The 19,241-nt window shown below is 31.7% G+C and carries 13 protein-coding genes, 1 tRNA gene and 1 pseudogene; 7 read left to right on the top strand and 8 right to left on the bottom strand.

Going from position 1 to position 19,241, the window contains the following annotated elements; genetic code table 11:
• Positions 1-4 precede the first annotated feature (4 nt).
• Positions 5-3,220 (bottom strand): choice-of-anchor J domain-containing protein, encoded by a 3,216-nt coding sequence (locus BM549_RS08760; RefSeq protein WP_290469928.1) that lies wholly within the window; start codon positions 3,218-3,220, stop codon positions 5-7.
• 193 nt (positions 3,221-3,413) lie between these two features.
• Between BM549_RS08760 and BM549_RS08755 the strand changes: the two genes are divergently transcribed.
• The 5 genes from BM549_RS08755 to BM549_RS08735 all read left to right on the top strand — a co-directional run bounded on the left by BM549_RS08755 (position 3,414) and on the right by BM549_RS08735 (position 8,988).
• Positions 3,414-5,006, top strand: a complete 1,593-nt coding sequence (locus tag BM549_RS08755) for a T9SS type A sorting domain-containing protein (protein ID WP_290469927.1) — start codon at positions 3,414-3,416, stop codon at positions 5,004-5,006.
• Positions 5,007-5,105: 99 nt separating this feature from the next.
• Entirely contained in the window at positions 5,106-5,885 is a 780-nt protein-coding gene (locus BM549_RS08750; protein WP_290469926.1) for a hypothetical protein, read from the top strand.
• Position 5,886: 1 nt separating this feature from the next.
• Positions 5,887-6,501: a deoxynucleoside kinase gene (locus tag BM549_RS08745; RefSeq protein ID WP_013869112.1), complete on the top strand. Its 615-nt coding sequence runs from the start codon at positions 5,887-5,889 to the stop codon at positions 6,499-6,501.
• A gap of 67 nt (positions 6,502-6,568) precedes the next feature.
• On the top strand, positions 6,569-8,590 hold the full coding sequence (gene ppk1 / locus BM549_RS08740) for a polyphosphate kinase 1 (RefSeq protein ID WP_290469925.1): 2,022 nt from the start codon (positions 6,569-6,571) through the stop codon (positions 8,588-8,590).
• Positions 8,590-8,988 (top strand): hypothetical protein, encoded by a 399-nt coding sequence (locus BM549_RS08735; protein ID WP_290469924.1) that lies wholly within the window; start codon positions 8,590-8,592, stop codon positions 8,986-8,988. The genes ppk1 and BM549_RS08735 overlap by 1 nt, the downstream gene beginning before the upstream one ends.
• On the opposite strand, the gene BM549_RS08730 is transcribed toward BM549_RS08735, so the two are convergent.
• From BM549_RS08730 to BM549_RS08705, 6 genes are all read right to left on the bottom strand, one after another.
• A complete protein-coding gene (locus tag BM549_RS08730; RefSeq protein ID WP_013869115.1) occupies positions 8,978-9,982 on the bottom strand; it encodes an App1 family protein in 1,005 nt (334 codons plus the stop codon). The two genes, BM549_RS08735 and BM549_RS08730, sit on opposite strands and share 11 nt — an antisense overlap.
• A gap of 88 nt (positions 9,983-10,070) precedes the next feature.
• Positions 10,071-12,491, bottom strand: coding sequence for a sodium-translocating pyrophosphatase (locus tag BM549_RS08725; protein ID WP_290469923.1), 2,421 nt, complete (start codon positions 12,489-12,491; stop codon positions 10,071-10,073).
• A 155-nt stretch (positions 12,492-12,646) separates the two neighbouring features.
• Positions 12,647-14,956, bottom strand: a complete 2,310-nt coding sequence (locus BM549_RS08720) for a M1 family metallopeptidase (protein ID WP_290469922.1) — start codon at positions 14,954-14,956, stop codon at positions 12,647-12,649.
• Between the two features lie 70 nt (positions 14,957-15,026).
• The gene (locus tag BM549_RS08715) at positions 15,027-15,527 is read right to left on the bottom strand and encodes a DUF6702 family protein (protein WP_290469921.1); all 501 of its coding nucleotides are present in this window, start codon (positions 15,525-15,527) and stop codon (positions 15,027-15,029) included.
• 63 nt (positions 15,528-15,590) lie between these two features.
• Positions 15,591-16,364, bottom strand: a complete 774-nt coding sequence (locus BM549_RS08710; protein ID WP_290469920.1) for a carboxypeptidase-like regulatory domain-containing protein — start codon at positions 16,362-16,364, stop codon at positions 15,591-15,593.
• Positions 16,351-17,178, bottom strand: a complete 828-nt coding sequence (locus BM549_RS08705) for a carboxypeptidase-like regulatory domain-containing protein (protein ID WP_290469919.1) — start codon at positions 17,176-17,178, stop codon at positions 16,351-16,353. The genes BM549_RS08710 and BM549_RS08705 overlap by 14 nt, the downstream gene beginning before the upstream one ends.
• Positions 17,179-17,294: 116 nt before the next feature.
• Here BM549_RS08705 and pepE point away from each other — a divergent pair, with 116 nt between their 5' ends.
• The gene (pepE, locus tag BM549_RS08700; RefSeq protein ID WP_290469918.1) at positions 17,295-18,002 is read left to right on the top strand and encodes a dipeptidase PepE; all 708 of its coding nucleotides are present in this window, start codon (positions 17,295-17,297) and stop codon (positions 18,000-18,002) included.
• Positions 18,003-18,035: 33 nt separating this feature from the next.
• On the opposite strand, the gene BM549_RS08695 is transcribed toward pepE, so the two are convergent.
• A tRNA-Gly gene (locus BM549_RS08695) sits at positions 18,036-18,108 on the bottom strand.
• A gap of 167 nt (positions 18,109-18,275) precedes the next feature.
• Here BM549_RS08695 and BM549_RS08690 point away from each other — a divergent pair.
• A pseudogene (locus BM549_RS08690) lies at positions 18,276-19,241 on the top strand (hypothetical protein); the annotation flags it as partial.

Below are 19,241 nucleotides of genomic sequence, written 5' to 3'. Positions count from 1 at the left end.
TAAATCAATATTTAATAAACTTTTCAACCTTTACTTCGCCTTGATTTCCTTTTATATTTATAAAATACAATCCACTTTTTAAAACCGAAACATCTATAGCATTGCCATTTAAGGTTTTTGTTAAAACTTTTTTTCCGTTTACACTATATATTTCTACAGACGTTATATTATTTCCATTAATATTTAAAGTGTTTTTTACTGGATTAGGATAAATAGATATACTTTCATTAAAATCATAGGTATTTATACCAAGTGAAGGATTGTTTTCATAATTAAAGCTATCAATATATAAATAATCAAAAGTTGAAGCAGGAATATACTTAAATGCTATATAATTATCTGTACCAGAATACATATCAAAAGTAATTGTTTTTTCGTCCCAAGCATCATCTGTCATATCTGCATCAAAATAGGTTTGGTATGCTGTAAATGTTGAAGCATCTGTTGGGTCGGACATTGTACCAACTTCTAAACCTCCATTATAATCATCGTAAACTTGAAAAGTAATTTGCTTAGTATTATCAAAATCTGCTAACATTGGAGAAATTAAAAATATTCCAGCTGATGCATTATTACCACTATAAAACCTAACACTCATAGTGCCTTCTTGAGATTGAACAGCGCTATATCTAACATATGGACTTGTAGAAACTGGATCTATTAAACTAGACCAACATGGTTGTATTTCTTCGTTACTAGAAAAACCTTCAAAACTAGTGGAAAAGTCTCCAGACTCAGGAACACATGCAGTTGTAAAGTTTACAGGCCCAACCCAATTGCTAAACCCGTCTAAACCACAATCTTTTCTTACATAAATTTCGTAAGGTGTATTAGCCGATAAACTATTAAAATCATTATTTAATGTATTTGTAGTTGTTAAAGTTCCAGAAACTGGTTCTCCTGTTCCAGCCGCTTGAACAATATACTCCCAAGCTGTTTGACCTGGAATAAAATCCCAACTTACCTCAACAGAAGATGCTGTAATATTCTCTGCAGAAACACTAAAAACTTCAGGACATGCTGGTTGATCTGTAATTTCTACATCATCAATATAAAAAGCAATACTTGCTGCCGCGCCTGCTGCATGTTTTAATACCACATACTCATTAGGACTGGCTGGTAAATTAACATAATATTGAATTATCTCTCCTGTAGAACCTCCCGAAGTGATTGGTACTTCAGTTATTTCGCTAAAGGTTGTCGCATCTAAAGGATCACTCATGCTACCTACAATAATACTTGCAGCTGTATTAGCATTAGATTTTCTAGCATAAAACTCTAACCTATGTGCACCATCATTAGCAATTGTATTTTGTGGTAATATTAATAAAACATTTGCATTAGCATCGTTTCCTGTATTCATTAATATACTACTAGAGCCCGATACTGCATAAGATGCAAAAGTACTTACCTGTACTGTTGGTGAACCTGTTGAAGTTACATTTTTATTCCAGCAAAATGGAAAATCGCCATTTGAATACGAATCAAAATTCTCTAAAAAATTTGCCGACAAAGGCGCACAAGCTGTTCTTGTATCATAAGGTCCAAACCAACTGCTATAACCAGTACCGTCACTACCTGCTGCATCACAATTTGCTCTTACAAAAACTCTATAAGGACTATCTGGTATTATTGCTGCACCATCAGAATCTGTTGTAATATTTGTTGTTAGAGCATTAACTACTATTGGCGTCTCTAATGCAGGATTAAAATTTAAATCAGTTTGCACCACAACTAATTCCCACTCTGTTTGTGTTTGAATGTCTGGCGTAATATTTAGGTTAAAAGAAACATCGGTTATACTAGTAGCTTCAACATCTAAAACTTCAAAACAAGATGGTTGCGTTGTAACCACGACATCATCAAGATAAACTATTTTATTAGACGAAGAATTAGTTTCTGGTTTAAATACTAAATGATTAGCAGATGCATTTAAAGGTATATTTACATAATGAAAAGAGTAATTATTTGTATAACTTGAAGAATTTGATAAAGTAATTGAAGATAACTCCACATATGTATTTTCATCAGTAGGATCAGACATTAAACCAATGTTCATAGTTGTTTCAGAACCTGTTACAGAGTTTACTTTAGCAGCAAACTCTATTCTATGCATACCATCTGCAATAATTAAACTTTCTGGAGAAATTAAATACACAGAATCGTCATTATTTAATTGCATTTCATAGTAATTATCTGGAGAATATGCTTGAGAAGCACTTGTGTTAACTTTAATATTAGGCGCTGTTCCTGTTGAAGTTACAATTGTTGTCCAGCAATAAGGTGTTTCTAATTCATCTGGCATACTCTCAAAATTCTCAGAAAAATCATTTACAACGCCACAAGCGGTTCTAAAAACTATTGGTCCAACCCAATCGCTAACGCCATCGGTATCACAATTTGACCTTAAATACAATTCATACTCTGTATTATTAGTTAAACCATTAACTGTTATACTACTTGAAGATACATTCTCTGGAGTTGAAGCATCTGGATTACCTGTTCCAGAAACTTGTACTACATAATCCCACTGTGTAGCTGTAGACGCCCAGTTTACATCTACAGTGTTTTCACTAAAATTAGAAAGCACAATATTTGATGGCGGATAACAAGTTATAGGTGTAAAGTCTATTTCTATATTTGGTCTGTAGTAATCTAAAATTCCGGTTGGCGGTGATGCAGGATCTGGATTTGTAAAATTATTTCCGTAGTGTATTACTCTACCGTTTGCATTACTATACCCTAAATTATGAGTAATAAAATCGTTAGAATCACTATCATCTTGATTTTCATCTACAACAATTACAAGATTATTGGTATTAGAATAATTAAATGGTGTATCTAAAATTATAGAAACCTCATTATTATAAACCGTGTAAACTCCAGCATAAACCTGAGTTAAATTAGTTGAAGCAATCCAACCACTTGAAGAAGCAAAAACATCATTTGGTGTTTCTGCCATATATATTACAACATCATTTGAGTTTTCTAGTACTCCATTTGTGTAATAAGTAATTTTAGAAATGTTTCCTGCTTGATTTATTTCAGATTGTAAATAAATACTTTGCGAGTAAGAATAATTATCATCTGCATCAATTGGTGTTTCTTGAAAAGTACTTGTAGAAATACCTCCTAATGTAACATCATTGATTAATACGTTTTGAGCATTTACATATAAACAGCATAATGTAAAAACAAGAATTAAGTAATTTTTTTTCATCGTGTTAAACCTTTTATTTTAAGCTTTTTAAACCTGCTATATTTTATAACATACTATAATTTAAAGCGTAAACTTATTTACTATTGCTCATTAAACAAAGTCAACTTCGGTTAACGATAAGTTAACGATAATATATTGTCACTTTCTTTGCTCTATATTTTTAAAATTTGTAACACACAAAACAACAAATATCATGACTAAAAGATTACTTCTAATTTTAGCTGTTGCATTCTCGTTTACCATAAATGCACAAACAGATGAAGCTATTGGTGCAACACCAATTCAATTATCTCAAACCTATAATTGTGAAAATGCTGAAACAGGCGACTTTCAAGGTTTTACTAAATCTGATGAATTTACTTGCGCTGGATATGATAACTGGATTGATTCGTGGTATAGCTTTACACCTACAGAAACAAAAACCTATTCTATTGAAATTGAAGCATTAAATGCTAGTAGTACAACTTCTATAAGAATTGGTATTTATACTGGAACACCTGGAAACCTAACAAGTATAACTGGTTGTGCTACCAGATACTACAGCAATGCTTTAAATAGTGGACAAACATATTATATAAATACCAGAGGTATAACTGCAACTACACAATACCGTTTGTGTGTCTATGCATTTCCAGATCCTCCAACTAATGATGAACCAGACAGTGCGACTACACTTTTAGAGTCAACTTTTGAAATTTGTGAAAATTCATCTATAGGTTATACAGCAAGCGCCTCATATACATTCGAATCTATTTGCAGCACCTCTAATCCAGATGTATGGTATAGTTTTACAGCACCTGAAACTGCAGAGTACACATTTAAAGCAGACCTTGTAAACGGCGCAACACCTTTGTACATTGGTATATATACTGGAACACCTGGTTATTTAAATGCCATAGCTGAAACTACAACATCTCCTACTTTACAATGTGAAGATATTGTGTTAGCAGATTTAACTGCTGGAAATACTTATTATATAAGTGTAACATCTTCACAATCGTCACAAGCTGTTTATTTTGAGCTATGCGCATACAAATCGCCTCCAGCACCATCTAACGATGACTGCAACAACCCTATAGCACTAACGGTTGGTCAAACTTTTGAAGATAATTTTATTACTGCAACAACAACATCTGCAACTGTTAATTCTGGAAACTCAAACTTCCCAAACTGTGGTACATTATCTGATTTTGGAATATACGGTAAAGATGTTTGGTTTAGCGTCGTTGTTCCTGCTTCTGGTAATTTTACTATTGAAACAAGAGCAGAATCGACAGAAACATATTTAAATGATACGGCTATGGAAACCTATACTGGGTCTTGTGGTACAAGTACTTTAATTCCTTTTTATTATAATATTCCTCCACCAAATAATGGTACTGCTTATTGCAATAACCAATTTGAAATTGGTGGAAACCCGTTTGCTGGAATATCATTTATAAATAAAACTCCAGGAGAAACTGTTATTATAAGAGTTTGGGGTTGGGCATACCAATTTGGAAAATTTAGAATTTCGGCCTATGACAGCACATCATTAAGCGTTGATGAGTTCGATTTAAATAACTTAAGTTACTATCCAAATCCTGTAAATGATGTTCTTAATATAAAATACAACAAAAATATAGACAATATTACTGTTCATGATATATTAGGTAAGGCAATTATAAGAAAAGAAACATCAAACCAATTGGTTTCTTTAAACTTAATAGATATTGAATCTGGAATCTACATTGTAACAGTACAATCTGGAAACCAATCAACCAACTTTAAAATACTTAAAAAATAGTCTTTCTAAAAATACAAATTTGCACAAAAGCACCTTAAAAATTTTAAGGTGCTTTTTGTTTATATATAATGCTACTATTTTTGTATTTTTCGACTTATAATGAAATACATAAAATATATTTTCTTTCTGTTTTCAATTTTAGTTTTTTCTCAGGAAAATATTAAAACTAAACTTCTTTTAAAAACTGAAATTCAAGCCGACTCTATTATTGGAATAGATAATTTTAATACAAGTATTTACACAAAAAACAATACATTAATAAAAAACAAAGAAGGAGAAATTTTAAAATATAGTAATTTACAACTTGGAGAAATTACATCTGCAAATAGCTTTAATCCTTTAAAAATAAATGTTTTTTATAAGTCATTTAATACCGTAATAATTTTAGACAATAGGTTAGCAGAAATCTTTAAAATAGATTTTAATCTCACCAAACCTTATAAAAATGTATCATATATAGCTACAGGAAGCGATAATACAATCTGGATTTTTAATCAAGATTTAATGCAACTAGAATTATACGATTATAAAACAAATACTGTTCGTGCAAAAACATTACCCATTACAAGTAATGTTTTAGATTTGGCTAGCAACTATAACTCTTGTTGGTTACTCACTAAAAATCACATATATAAATACAATTATTTTGGAAGCTTAGTGTCAAAATTACCAAATAACGGCTACACACAAATAAAAGAAACAAACGAAAATATTATTTTAAAAAAAGAAAACACCCTTTATTTTTTAGATAAAAACACAAATACTATACAAACTATAGACATTCAAAATTTGTTAATAAGTCAGTTTTTGGTAACCAATCAAATCATTTATATTTACACCGGCGGATTTCTCCACCAATATCAATTAAAAATTAAATAATATGCACGTTGCCATTGCCGGAAACATTGGAGCTGGAAAAACTACGCTCACAAAATTATTAGCTAAACATTATAAGTGGGAAGCACAATTAGAAGACGTAGTAGACAACCCTTATTTAGATGATTTCTATAACCAAATGGAACGTTGGAGTTTTAACCTTCAAGTTTACTTTTTAAACAGTAGATTTCGCCAAGTAGCTCAAATTCGTGAAAGCGGAAAAGAAATAATTCAAGACCGTACCATATACGAAGACGCTCATATTTTTGCTCCCAATTTACACGCTATGGGATTAATGACAAATAGAGATTTTGAAAACTACTCTTCGCTATTTGAACTTATGGAAGGTTTTGTACAAGGTCCAGATTTATTAATTTATTTACGCAGCTCTATCTCTAATTTAGTATCACAAATACACAAACGTGGTCGTGATTATGAAAACTCTATTAGTATAGATTATTTAAGTAGATTAAATGAGCGTTATGAGGCTTGGATACATGGCTACAACAAAGGTAAATTACTTATTATAGACGTAGATAATTTAGACTTTGTAGACAATCCAGAAGACTTAGGCTTTATACTTAACAAAATAGATGCAGAAATAAACGGTCTATTTTAAATCAAACTTAACATTCTTCTCACATAATTTGAATAAAAATGCCTTTATTTTGTAGAAACAACTACATATGGCATCCCTTTACAATTCAAAGTATTACCACAGAGACCTATCATGGTTGCGTTTCAATCATCGTGTATTACAAGAAGCACAAGATGACAGAAACCTATTATACGAACGTATAAAGTTTTTAGCCATTTACTCATCTAACCTAGATGAGTTTTTTAAGGTACGCGTTTCAGACATAAGGCAGATAAAAGATTTAGAAAAGCCTCTACGCAAAAAGTTAATTACCAAACCAAATAAGGTTTTAAAAGAAATTAAAAAACAAGTTCACTTACAACAAGAAGAATTTGGGCGCATATTTGTTGGAGATATTATACCTGCATTACAACAAGAAAACATTTTTTTAATTAATGCTGAAGATTTTAGTGCCTCACAAAAAGAAATAGCTAAAGCTTTCTATAATAAAAAACTTAAGTCAAAACTTAAAACCGAAACGTATGCTATTAAAAATAAAGATTCGATTTTTGTTGAAAACGAAGCACTTTACCTTACCACACTATTAGATAAAAACACTTTTGAAATAGTAGCAATACCAGAAGATGAAGATCGTTTTTTTGTATTTCCAACCGAAAATGGAAAACACTACATTACATTTATAGATGATATTTTAAAATATAATTTAAAACTAAAACACAATAATTTTAATTTAAATTACTACGAATTAAAAGTCTCTCGAGATGCAGAGCTATATATTGAAGATGAGTTTTCTGGAAATTTAATGCAAAAAATTAAACAGTCGTTACCAAAAAGAGAAACAGGACAAGCAACAAGAATTTTAATAGATTCTAAAATGCCCGAAACGCTTCAAACTATAATTAAAGACACATTAGATGTCACAAATGCTGATATTATTTTAGGTGGACAGCATCATAATTTTAAAGATTTTTTTTCATTTCCTAATCCAGCAAACAAGACATTATCAAATAAAGTTTTACCTCCAAAAGCTCATCCTTTACTTAACACACACACATCAATGTTTAAAGCCATTGATGAAAAAGATCGACTAATACATTATCCTTATCAATCTTTTGAACCTGTAATTAAATTAATTGAAGAAGCCGCAGCCGATCCCAAAGTCACTACTATAAAAATGACACTTTATCGAGTTGCTAAAGATTCACGATTAAATAGAGCTATTGCCAATGCTGCAAAAAATGGTAAAGAAGTTGTTATTTTTATTGAAGCTAAAGCGCGTTTTGATGAAAAAAACAACCTTAAATGGGGAAACATTTTTAAAGAAAATGGCGCTAAAGTTATTTACAGTTATCCAGGAATAAAAGTACACTCTAAAATACTATACATAGAAAGAGAAGTAAATAATACAACTAAGCGCTACTGCTACATTGGAACAGGAAATTTTAATGAAAACACAGCAAAACTCTATACAGATTTTGGTTTAATGACATCTAACACTAAAATAAACAAAGAGCTAAATAGAGTATTTTTAGTACTTGAAGGCGTTTTAATTGTACCTAAAGCTAAAAAACTACTAATATCACCATTTACTTCTAGACACAAATTCTCTGCAATGGTAGAGCGTGAGATTGCTTATGCTCATGCAGGAAAGGAAGCCTATATTATTTTAAAAATGAATAGTCTGGAAGATAAAAAAATGATTAAACTACTTTACAAAGCGAGTAATGCAGGTGTTAAAATTAGGTTATTAATTAGAGGTATTTGCAGCCTTATTCCAGGTGTAAAGCACCAAAGTGAAAATATAACTGTTACAAGTATTGTAGATAGGTTTTTAGAACATGGTCGCGTATATTTATTTGGCAATAATGGAGATGAAAGATTGTTTATAGGTTCTGCAGATTGGATGACAAGAAATTTAAGTCACCGTATAGAAGTTATCGCTCCAGTATTGGATCCTGACAATTTTAAAATTGTAAAAGATATTTTAGAACTACAACTGGCAGATAATGTTAAAGCTAGAATTATTGATGCAGAACAAAAAAACGAGTATGTAAAAAATAATAACAAACCTTTACAATCTCAATTAGAAACATACCACTATTTTAATTAATGATAAGCGAGAGTAACATATCTAAAGGTTTTATTGCAGCTGGATTAGCAAATATTACAGCAGTACCTATTTTTTCTAAATTGTTTACTAATCAAGTTATAAATGACACGCAACCAGAAGTAATGTCTAATTTCGGGTTACTTATGATTATGGTTTGGGGACTTGCCTACATTGCGGTAAATAAAAAACACAAAACACTAAAGTGGTTAGTTGGAGTATTTGCCTTAGAGAAGATAATCTATGCCTTTATATGGTTTAATTGGTTATTAAAAAACGACTTATCTATAGTGTATAAGCTAGACACTTTAGCAGGTGTTTTTTATACTATTTATGGTGTAAACGATTTTATTTTTTTCTTATTTTTTACTTACGTATTCTTTAAAACGTCTAAACAATAAATCCGTTTTCTCTAGCATGTTCTATAGCTTGAGCGCTATTTTCAACCATTAATGCTGGTGTTGTCTTGTAATGCTCTAACAAACCTTTTACTCTTAGCATTCGCTTTTTATGTTTAACGCTTCGTAAATAAATTGCTAGAATTCTATCTGGAAATTTTTCAGCTATTTCTATATAAATATCGGGATCATGTTCTCCACTATCTCCTATTAAAATAAAAGGCAAATTAGGAAAGGTTTTTAATAAATTTAAAATCTCTTTTTGCTTTTGAGGCTTCTCATTTGGGCCTTTCTTTTTTAAAAAGTTACTTAAACTTCTTAATAAAATTGGTCCTTTAGGAAAGTTATTCTGCTTTAAAAACAACTCAAGATATCTATACAAGTTCCATGGACTATGACTTACATAAAATATAGGATTAGCGTTTTCTCCAGAAACGCCACGATGCAACATATGGTAGAATTCTGCAGCACCTTTTAAAGGCAATCTACTTTTCGCATTTTTAAATAGTGAATTATAAATTACACGCCATTTTAATGTTGAAACAACTCCTGTGTGCAAAATAGTATCATCTATATCACTTGCAACACCAAATTGAGCATTACTAGCCGGTATAAGTATTTCTCCTGGAAACTTATTATCGTTAGTTATTGTACGCTGAATGTTTACATCGTTGTAAGATAATGTAAACGGTAGCCAACCTTCACTATTACATAAATCTCTTAAGTTTTCAAGGTTTTCTTCAATTTTAAAATAACCATCATTATCTGTAATAGCATTTAAAACTTTGTTGTTTGGCAGTGTTATTTTAACTGCAACATTAGCAATCTCATCGGTTTCAAAACGTTTCCAGGCGTTTATAGCTAAGTGAAGAATTTTTTGTGATTCTAAATCTATAGATTCGTCTTCAAGCGCTCTACCTCTAGCGTAAAAATGTGTGTTTGTACCATAGCTTTGAAAAGCAATAATTTGAAGTGGATCTTTTTTAAATATTCCCATGAAAAATTTGTCGTGTTAACAACTGTAAAATAACAAAAAAACCTGCTAATTAAATTAGCAGGTTTCTTAAATAAAATATAAATAGACTTTAGCTTTTATTAATTTCTATTTTTTCGATAGTTTTAATATTCTCATCTCTAGCAATATCATTGGCTGCTTCAAATGCTTTTAATTTTGATTCTACTTGAGCTTTTGTACCTGTAAAAGTTTCTTTTTTTGTTACTTCTTCTCCATTTACAATAGCAGTATAGGTAATTGTTGCTTCAGCATTATCGTTATTAATAGTAATATTATTTTCTACTGAAATTTCTTTAGTAACTGCGGCATAACCTTCTTCTGTATGACCACCTAAAATTGGAGCTACCACTAAACCTATAAGGCAAGTTAATTTTATTAAAATATTCATTGATGGTCCAGAAGTATCTTTAAAAGGATCTCCAACAGTATCTCCAGTTACGGCAGCTTTATGAGCTTCTGATCCTTTATAAGTCATTTCTCCATTAATTTCTACTCCAGCTTCAAACGACTTTTTAGCATTATCCCAAGCACCACCAGCATTGTTTTGAAAGATTGCCCAAAGTACTCCAGAAACTGTTACTCCAGCCATATAACCACCAAGCATCTCGGCAATAGCTTTATGCTCCATACCAAATAACATTGGTAAAAAAGCAATTACTAATGGAAAACCTATGGTTAATAAACCTGGTAACATCATTTCTTTTAAAGATGCTTTTGTTGAAATCGCAACACATTTATCGTATTCTGGTTTTCCTGTTCCTTCCATTATTCCTGGAATGTCTCGAAATTGACGACGTACTTCTTGAACCATTTCCATTGCTGCTTTTCCTACTGCATTCATTGCTAATGCAGAAAACACTACTGGTACCATACCACCTACAAATAGCATAGCTAATACAGGTGCTTTAAAAATATTTATTCCATCTATACCTGTAAATGTTACGTAAGCAGCAAATAAAGCCAATGATGTTAATGCTGCCGAAGCAATAGCAAATCCTTTTCCTGTTGCAGCTGTAGTATTCCCAACAGAATCTAAAATATCTGTACGTTCTCTAACTATTGGTTCTTGCTCACTCATTTCGGCAATACCACCTGCATTATCTGATATTGGCCCAAAAGCATCGATAGCTAATTGCATAGCTGTTGTAGCCATCATTGCAGAAGCTGCTAAAGCAACACCGTAAAATCCTGCGAATGCATAAGAAGCCCAAATTGCACCTGCAAATAAAATAACCGATGGAAATGTAGAAATCATTCCTGTTGCTAGACCTGCAATTATATTTGTTCCTGCTCCTGTTGAAGATTGCTGTACTATTTTTAAAATTGGTTTTTTTCCTAATCCTGTATAGTATTCTGTAACCGAAGAAATTACAGCTCCTACTACCAAACCAACTAAAGTGGCATAAAATACACGCATAGATGATATTTCTATTTTTCCTTCACCAAAAAACGCCATTGTCATTGTTTCTGGCAACATATATTTACAAAGGCCAAAACATGCTAATGCTACTAGAATTATAGATGTCCAATTCCCTTTATTTAAAGCGCCCATTACTTGAGCTTCTTTTGCATCATTATTACTAATTTTAACTAGTAAAGTACCTATTATAGATATAATAATTCCCACACCTGCAATTGCCATAGGTAATAAAATTGGACCAATTCCTCCAAAGGCATCACCAATATTTCCTCCCATATCTTTAATTACATAGTTACCAAGTACCATAGCTGCAAGAACCGTTGCTACGTAAGAGCCAAATAAATCTGCTCCCATTCCTGCAACATCACCTACATTATCACCTACATTATCTGCAATAGTTGCTGGATTTCTTGGGTCATCTTCTGGAATTCCTGCTTCTACTTTACCTACTAAATCTGCACCAACATCTGCTGCTTTAGTATAAATACCACCACCAACACGTGCAAACAAGGCAATAGATTCTGCTCCTAAAGAGAAACCTGCTAGGGTTTCTAGAACAATAGTCATATCCATGGTATTAGTCCAAACACCACCCATAAAAAAGTGAAAGAAAAATATAAAAAATGCTGTTAAACCTAATACTGCTAAACCTGCAACACCAAGTCCCATTACTGTTCCTCCTCCAAAAGATATGTTTAATGCTTTGGGTAAACTTGTTCTTGCTGCCTGAGTTGTTCTTACATTTGTTTTTGTTGCTATTTTCATACCTATATTACCGGCAAAAGCTGAAAATATAGCACCAAAGATAAAAGCGACAACAATTAACCAATGTGTTGTTGGTACAATAAATGCAACAATAGCTAAGAGTAAACTCACAATTACTACAAATCCAGTTAACAATTTATATTCTGCACTTAAAAAGGCTAAAGCACCTTCGTAGATGTGGTCTGAAATTTCTTTCATTTTTCCATCTCCTGCATCTTGCTTCATCACCCATTTTTGCTTAACAAACATGTAAATTAAGCCTAGTACAGCCAATGCTATTGGCAAATAAATCATAATTGAATCCATATTATTTTAGTTTGATTAGTTTTTAATGAAAGCTAATGTAAGAAAATAGCATAAAAGAAAAAAATGTTTTAATTGTGCCAAATTTTTAAGAATTTAATAAAAAAAAAGCCTGTTCATTACGAACAGACTGTTTTTTATTATTAAAAAATTAAATATTAATTTTTTGTTTTATTCTTAAATTTATCAAATTCTCCTTCTTTTACTTCTCTTGGCCAAGAGTTATTAGAAGTATCAACATCTGCTGTTTCTAAATTTGGGTCTACTGTGATTTTTACAATTTCTTTATCTGAAGCTATTGCTTTTGTAGCTTCTTTATCGTTTAATCTCCAGATTTGTGCAGGATAAGTTTCAGTTTTAGATGTACCATCTGAATAAGTATACTCTACAATAATTGGCATTACTAAACCACCTGGTTTTTCAAAAGTTACATTGTAAAAGAATTTTGGTTCTTTCATTTTTGCTCTTTCTGCTGCAGTAAAGTTATCCATTACATACTCTTTTAAAGATGGTGCATTGTCTAATAATTTACCGGTTTTCATTTCAGCTTTATAATCTTCACTACCTTCTTCAACCATAAATACTAATGGTGGTAAATCGCTTAATTTCATACCACGAGATTTAGCCATATCTTTAACTTGCTGTGTAGGTTCTTTTGATACGTAAAACTTTTTTACATCTTTTACTCCTATATCAACGAAGTCTGTTGTATAAAACCAACCTCTCCAAAACCAATCTAAATCAAATGCAGATGCATCTTCCATTGTGCGGAAAAAATCTTCTGGCGTTGGGTGTTTAAACATCCAACGTTGAGAGTATTCTCTAAATGCATAATCAAATAGTTCTGGTCCCATTACCGTTTCTCTTAAAATATTTAAGGCTGTACCTGGTTTACCATATGCATTGTTACCAAATTGGTATGTATTTAATCCTTTTGTCATTATTGGTGCAATAAAGTTTTGATCGCCACCCATGTAACGTGTAATATTTTTTGCTGGTCCACGACGTGAAGGATATGCTGTTTGACCTTCTGATAACGCATCTGGATACCATTTTCCAAAATCTTGCTCTGCTACATATTGTACAAAAGTATTTAAACCTTCATCCATCCATGTCCATTGACGCTCATCACTATTTACAATCATTGGGAAAAAGTTGTGTCCCACTTCGTGAATAATTACAGACATCATACCAAATTTAGTACGGTCACTATAATTTCCATCTTTATCTGGACGTCCATAGTTCCAGCAAATCATTGGGTATTCCATACCTTGTTGCTTTGCATGTACAGAAATGGCTTTGTGATAAGGGTAATCGAAAGTCATACGAGAATAAGACTTTAATGTACTAGCAACTGCTTTTGTAGACCATTGTTCCCATAATGGGTTTCCTTCTTTAGGGTACATAGATACCGCCATTTTAGTAGAGCCATTAATATCTACAGCCATCATATCTAATATATAACGTCTAGAAGTTGCAAAACCAAAATCACGTACATTTTTCGCACTTAATTTCCATGTTTTTTTCTTAGTAGACTTTGTTTTTTCTGCGGCTTCTGCTTCAGCTTGAGTAACAATTACAACAGGTTCATCAAAAGATTTTTTAGCTTTTTCAAAACGCTTCATCATTTCTTTTGAGTATACTTCTTTTCTATTTGTAAGTACACCTGTACCATCAAGTATGTGATCTGCTGGTACTGTAATATTTACATCAAAATCTCCGAAAGGCAATGCAAATTCATCACGTCCCCAAAACTGAGAGTTTTGCCAACCTTCAACATCATTATAAACTGCCATTCTTGGATAAAATTGAGCGATTACATAGTTTCTGTTATCGTCTTCTTTAAAGTATTCGTAACCAGAACGGCCACGACCATTAACGTGATCGTTAATGTTGTACCACCATTTTATTGAAAAAGAAAATTTATCTCCAGAAGCTAATGGTTTTGGCATTTCTACACGCATCATTGTACGATTAATCATGTGTGGTAATGCATTACCGTTAGTGTCTTTTACTTCTTCTATTTTGAAACCTCCATCAAAACCTTCTGTCATGTAAGCATCTGCAAAGCTTGATGCTTGTTGAGCAGGTGCAATACCACTACCTTGAATAAGTGGGGTTTTAGAGTCTCTTGCTCTCATGTTTTGGTCTAACTGTACCCATAAATAATTAAGTACATCTGGAGAGTTGTTTGTATATGTAATTGTTTCGAAACCAGATAAACGAGCATTAACATCGTCTAATTCTAAATCCATTTTATAATCTGCTTGTTGCTGATAATAAGCTGAACCTGGAGCACCAGAGGCTGCACGATACATGTTTGGAGATGAAAACTCCTCGTAAAGTTGTTTAAATTTGTTGTTGTTTGTGTGGCCCTGAACAGGCTCTTGTTTTTCTTTATCTTGCTGTGCAAAAACACCAACTGTAATAAAGAGTGCTGAAAGCACGTAATACTTTAGATTGTTCATTTAGAAATTGTTTTTTTCGGATATTGAGGGCTGAAATTAACAATTTTTAAGAATTTTACATTCTATTTTATTAGAAGTTTAACATTCCTTTATGTTTTTCTGGAATTAAAATGAAAGATTTATGTTTACCATTAATATGAGTTCTTACTATATTTTTTTGGTCACTAAAAACATCAAAAAGTATTTTGTTTTCAATTTCGAAAGATTTGATCGCTTCAATATTTTCAACTTCTAAGTAACATTGTACAACATCTTCATCATATTCTTTACCTATAAATTGTACTGAAACTAATTTTCCGTTTATTGAAATTTTAAATCTAGATAACACATATTTTTCTATGTAACGATCTATTTGTGTTTCGTCTTGATTTGATGCCAAAATAATAGTGTCGTCATAACGTTCGCGAAGAAGTCTTTCAAAATCATCAATAAAAATTCGAGTTATAATTTGAACCGATTTTTTTTCTTTTACATATTCTATTTTAGTGATACTCACATAGTATTTATGTACTGCTGTAAATGCCAATGATGAGATTAAGGCTACGGCCAATATTATTTTTAAGAATTTCATATTATATAATTTCGTTTGCAAACATAGTGAAAGGAGTCAAAAAGTATTCCATAAAAATTGGTTTCATTCTTTTGAGGCCAAATTTTCTTTATATTTTATATACTTTTTTTTCATAAATGCGAGTGCTTCTAAATCGCTTTTTGAGCAATGTTTTTCGAAATCTTTATCTTCTGCACAAAAATAAAAAAAGTCCATTCTCTTGTCTTCTTCTAAAGGATTATTGCTAAAAAAATCTTCAGACAATCTAGATTTCAAACTATACATTAGAGCTGTGTTTGCCTCTAAGGCTATTCGTTTTTTTAGCATTTTTGTTCTTCCTGAGATAGCGTTTAAAATTGGGTTTAAAGGTATAAAACCACCAGTTGTCGCCTCGTTTAATTGTATTTCGCTGTGTGTTTTAGGTTTCCCTTCGTAACCAGGAATACCTACGTTATAAAAATTAATTTTTGGTTTGGCTTTAGAGCTATTAATATCTTGCTCTAGATTACCGCTTAATATATTTCCAACTATTACTTCTTGTAATTCATTTATCTGCTCTGCTAATGTAATTTGAATACTTTTATCGTTAATATTTGTTTGAGTTATAATAATTGTTGCTGGTTGATATTGTATTGAAGTTACAGATAAAGTATCGTTTTTTTGAGCTTCAATTTTAAAAATCCCTAAAGCATTTGTGGTGGTATATGTGTTTTTATTAATGTTTGCTACATGGATATTTTCAAGATTATCTTCGGCTTGAATTTTTCCGAATAATGTTACAGATTGTGCGTTTAAAAAAACACCTAATAATAGAAAAACAGCTATACAAGCATATTTATAAAATTTATTCTTTTCCACTTGTTGCTGTTAAAAATTCTTTGCTCTTAAGATGTAAATAATCTATAAGTTCTATTTCTTTAGTAGGTTCTAAAAGTGAGTAATTAAAATTAGAATTTTCCAGATAGATTATAAATGCATTAACTTTATCTTCTGGTATATTGTAGTTGGATGTATAATATTCGTTTTTAAAAACAGTAGACAGTTTTGAAACAGGTGTATTAAACCGCTTACCTACTCGGTTTTGTCTATCTATTCGTTTTTTATTTTTTTTATTTTTTGTTTTAAAAATAGCATTTACTAGTAATCCTAAAATTGCCATACCATCTGCTTGATACCTTATACGATCGTTTTGATTTCCTATTGCAATATTATCAACTTTTGAATGATGATCATCTGTAACTTCAAGATTTTCAACATCTCCTAAATCAAACATTTGTATTGGTTTTACAACTTTTGTATTAACTATATCACCTTCTAATATACCTGTTAAATCATACTGCAGTAATACAACCTCATCTAAAGTATTTATTTGTTCATTTAAATAAATAGTTAATTTTTTAGAATCTAAAACTTTTTGTGTTATGTATGTTTTAAATGGTTTAAGTTGAATTGCAGATACTTGAATCTCATCATTTAAAGCAACTTTAACTTTAAATCTTCCCAAAGAGTCTGTAATTACTCCTTTATTAGATGATTCGTTAAAAACAGTTACATTCTCTAAGTCCTCAACAGCAACAATAATTTGACCATTAACCTCAACTCGCTTAGTATTTTGAGCTTGCATGTTTAAAATTGAAACTAGAAGAAAAAAGAAAAGTAAAGTCTGTTTCATGCGTAATTGGTTTTGTTATGTAAATAACGTCTATCAATCCTTAAATAAAATTAAAAATGCTTTTAAATTTTTGTTAAAAACTTAGTTTATATAAATTTACGATTAAAATTTATAAAATGAAAAACATTATAATTGCAAGCACTTCTACACTCTATAACGGAAAGCCATTAGAGTATTTATTAAATGAAATAGAACACTTGTTTAAAGATGTTTCTGAAATTTTATTTATTCCTTATGCAAGACCTGGAGGAATTTCTCATGATGATTATACCAACAAAATAAGTGATGCATTTTCTAAAATCAATAAAACTATAAAGGGAATACATACTTTTAAAAACCCAAAACAAGCGATACAAGAAGCTAAAGGCATTTATGTTGGAGGCGGAAACACTTTTGTTTTAGTTAATAACCTCTACAAAAACGACTGCATAAATATTTTAAAAGAAATTGTAACTAGCGGTACTCCCTATTTAGGCACAAGTGCAGGTAGTAATATTTGCGGTCTATCTATGGGTACTACTAATGATATGCCAATTGTATACCCACCAAGTTTTAAAACTTTAAGTTTTGTACCATTCAATATTAACCCTCATTATTTAGATCCTATTGAAGGTAGCAAACATATGGGAGAAACCCGCGAAACACGTATTCAAGAATTTCATAAATTTAATACGCAACCTGTAATAGGATTACGAGAAGGAAGTTACATCAAAGTCTCTGGAGAAAGTATACAATTAAAAGGTGAACATCAAGCAAGAGTATTTGAATATGACACAGAACCTTATGAAATTGAAACAAATACTTATCTAAATGAACTAAAATAAAAAAGCTTCATCTGTTAGATGAAGCTTTCTTTGAGCGAGAGACCAGGTTCGAACTGGCGACATTCAGCTTGGAAGGCTGACGCTCTACCAACTGAGCTACTCTCGCATTTCCGGATGCAAATTTAGTAAATAACTTCAATTACGCTACTATTTATTAATATTTTTTTATGCTTTTTGTCGATTTTTTATGCTTTTTATCGATAAAACAAACCCGTAATCTCGTTTTTTACGTAAATCTTGTCACATATATTATTTTTGAACAAAAGCTTCATCATGAAAAACTACCTACTATTGCTAGTCTTTTTGACTACTTCAACCCTATTTTCACAAGTAAAAATAGGAGAAAACCCACAAAATATTAATAATAGCTCTGTTCTAGAGCTTGAGAGTACCACTAAAACCTTAGTTGTAACAAGAATTACAACGTTACAAATGGATGCAATTACTCCACTTGAAGGTGCAATAATTTATAATACAGATGAAGATTGCCTCTTTCAGTATAATAATGATTCATGGAATAGTCTATGTGTAGACGTAATGGCAAACGAAACAGTAACAGCAATAACTAATAATGAAGATGGCACAGTTACTTATACAGATGAATCTGGTAATAATACAATTATAACTCTAAACGATGCCGATTCAGATCCAACAAATGAAATTAACCATTCGGTTATATTAAATGGAACAAATTTAGAATTAACTGATGCAGGAGGAACTATTATTACAGATTTATCATCATTATCTTCAGAAGTTAACCAAATTGTTACAAATGGAAATCCTATAGCGAATCATCTTTCTGGAAATGGCACACAAACTTCTATTCAGGAAACAATAACAACTCTAGAAGATAATGGAGATGGTACCGTTACATACACAAATGAAAACAACATATCTACTACAGTAGGTATTGTTGGTCCGCAAGGTCCTGCTGGTGCAGACGGAACTGATGGTGTTGATGGTGTACAAGGTCCGCAAGGCGAACAAGGTATTCAAGGTGAAACTGGACCACAAGGACCACAAGGTCCTGCTGGTGCAGACGGAACTAATGGTGTTGATGGCGCACAAGGCCCGCAAGGCGAACAAGGTATTCAAGGTGAAACTGGTCCACAAGGACCACAAGGTCCTGCTGGTGCAGACGGAACTGATGGTGTTGATGGCGCACAAGGCCCGCAAGGCGAACAAGGTATTCAAGGTGAAACTGGTCCACAAGGACCGCAAGGTCCTGCTGGTATAGAC

Origin of the sequence: Lacinutrix sp. MedPE-SW, assembly GCF_001874145.1 — a bacterium.
GTDB lineage: Bacteria > Bacteroidota > Bacteroidia > Flavobacteriales > Flavobacteriaceae > Lacinutrix.
The sequence above is the reverse complement of the archived record's forward strand: the minus strand, read 5'-3'. Positions and strand labels throughout refer to the sequence as shown.

Coding starts and splice junctions, on each gene's coding strand:
- BM549_RS08760 (WP_290469928.1), bottom strand. CDS start 3,220: ATGAAAAAAAATTACTTAATTCTTGTTTTTACATTATGCTGTTTATAT.
- BM549_RS08715 (WP_290469921.1), bottom strand. CDS start 15,527: ATGAAATTCTTAAAAATAATATTGGCCGTAGCCTTAATCTCATCATTG.
- BM549_RS08705 (WP_290469919.1), bottom strand. CDS start 17,178: ATGAAACAGACTTTACTTTTCTTTTTTCTTCTAGTTTCAATTTTAAAC.
- BM549_RS08720 (WP_290469922.1), bottom strand. CDS start 14,956: ATGAACAATCTAAAGTATTACGTGCTTTCAGCACTCTTTATTACAGTT.
- pepE (WP_290469918.1), top strand. CDS start 17,295: ATGAAAAACATTATAATTGCAAGCACTTCTACACTCTATAACGGAAAG.
- BM549_RS08755 (WP_290469927.1), top strand. CDS start 3,414: ATGACTAAAAGATTACTTCTAATTTTAGCTGTTGCATTCTCGTTTACC.
- BM549_RS08745 (WP_013869112.1), top strand. CDS start 5,887: ATGCACGTTGCCATTGCCGGAAACATTGGAGCTGGAAAAACTACGCTC.
- ppk1 (WP_290469925.1), top strand. CDS start 6,569: ATGGCATCCCTTTACAATTCAAAGTATTACCACAGAGACCTATCATGG.
- BM549_RS08750 (WP_290469926.1), top strand. CDS start 5,106: ATGAAATACATAAAATATATTTTCTTTCTGTTTTCAATTTTAGTTTTT.
- BM549_RS08735 (WP_290469924.1), top strand. CDS start 8,590: ATGATAAGCGAGAGTAACATATCTAAAGGTTTTATTGCAGCTGGATTA.
- BM549_RS08725 (WP_290469923.1), bottom strand. CDS start 12,491: ATGGATTCAATTATGATTTATTTGCCAATAGCATTGGCTGTACTAGGC.
- BM549_RS08730 (WP_013869115.1), bottom strand. CDS start 9,982: ATGGGAATATTTAAAAAAGATCCACTTCAAATTATTGCTTTTCAAAGC.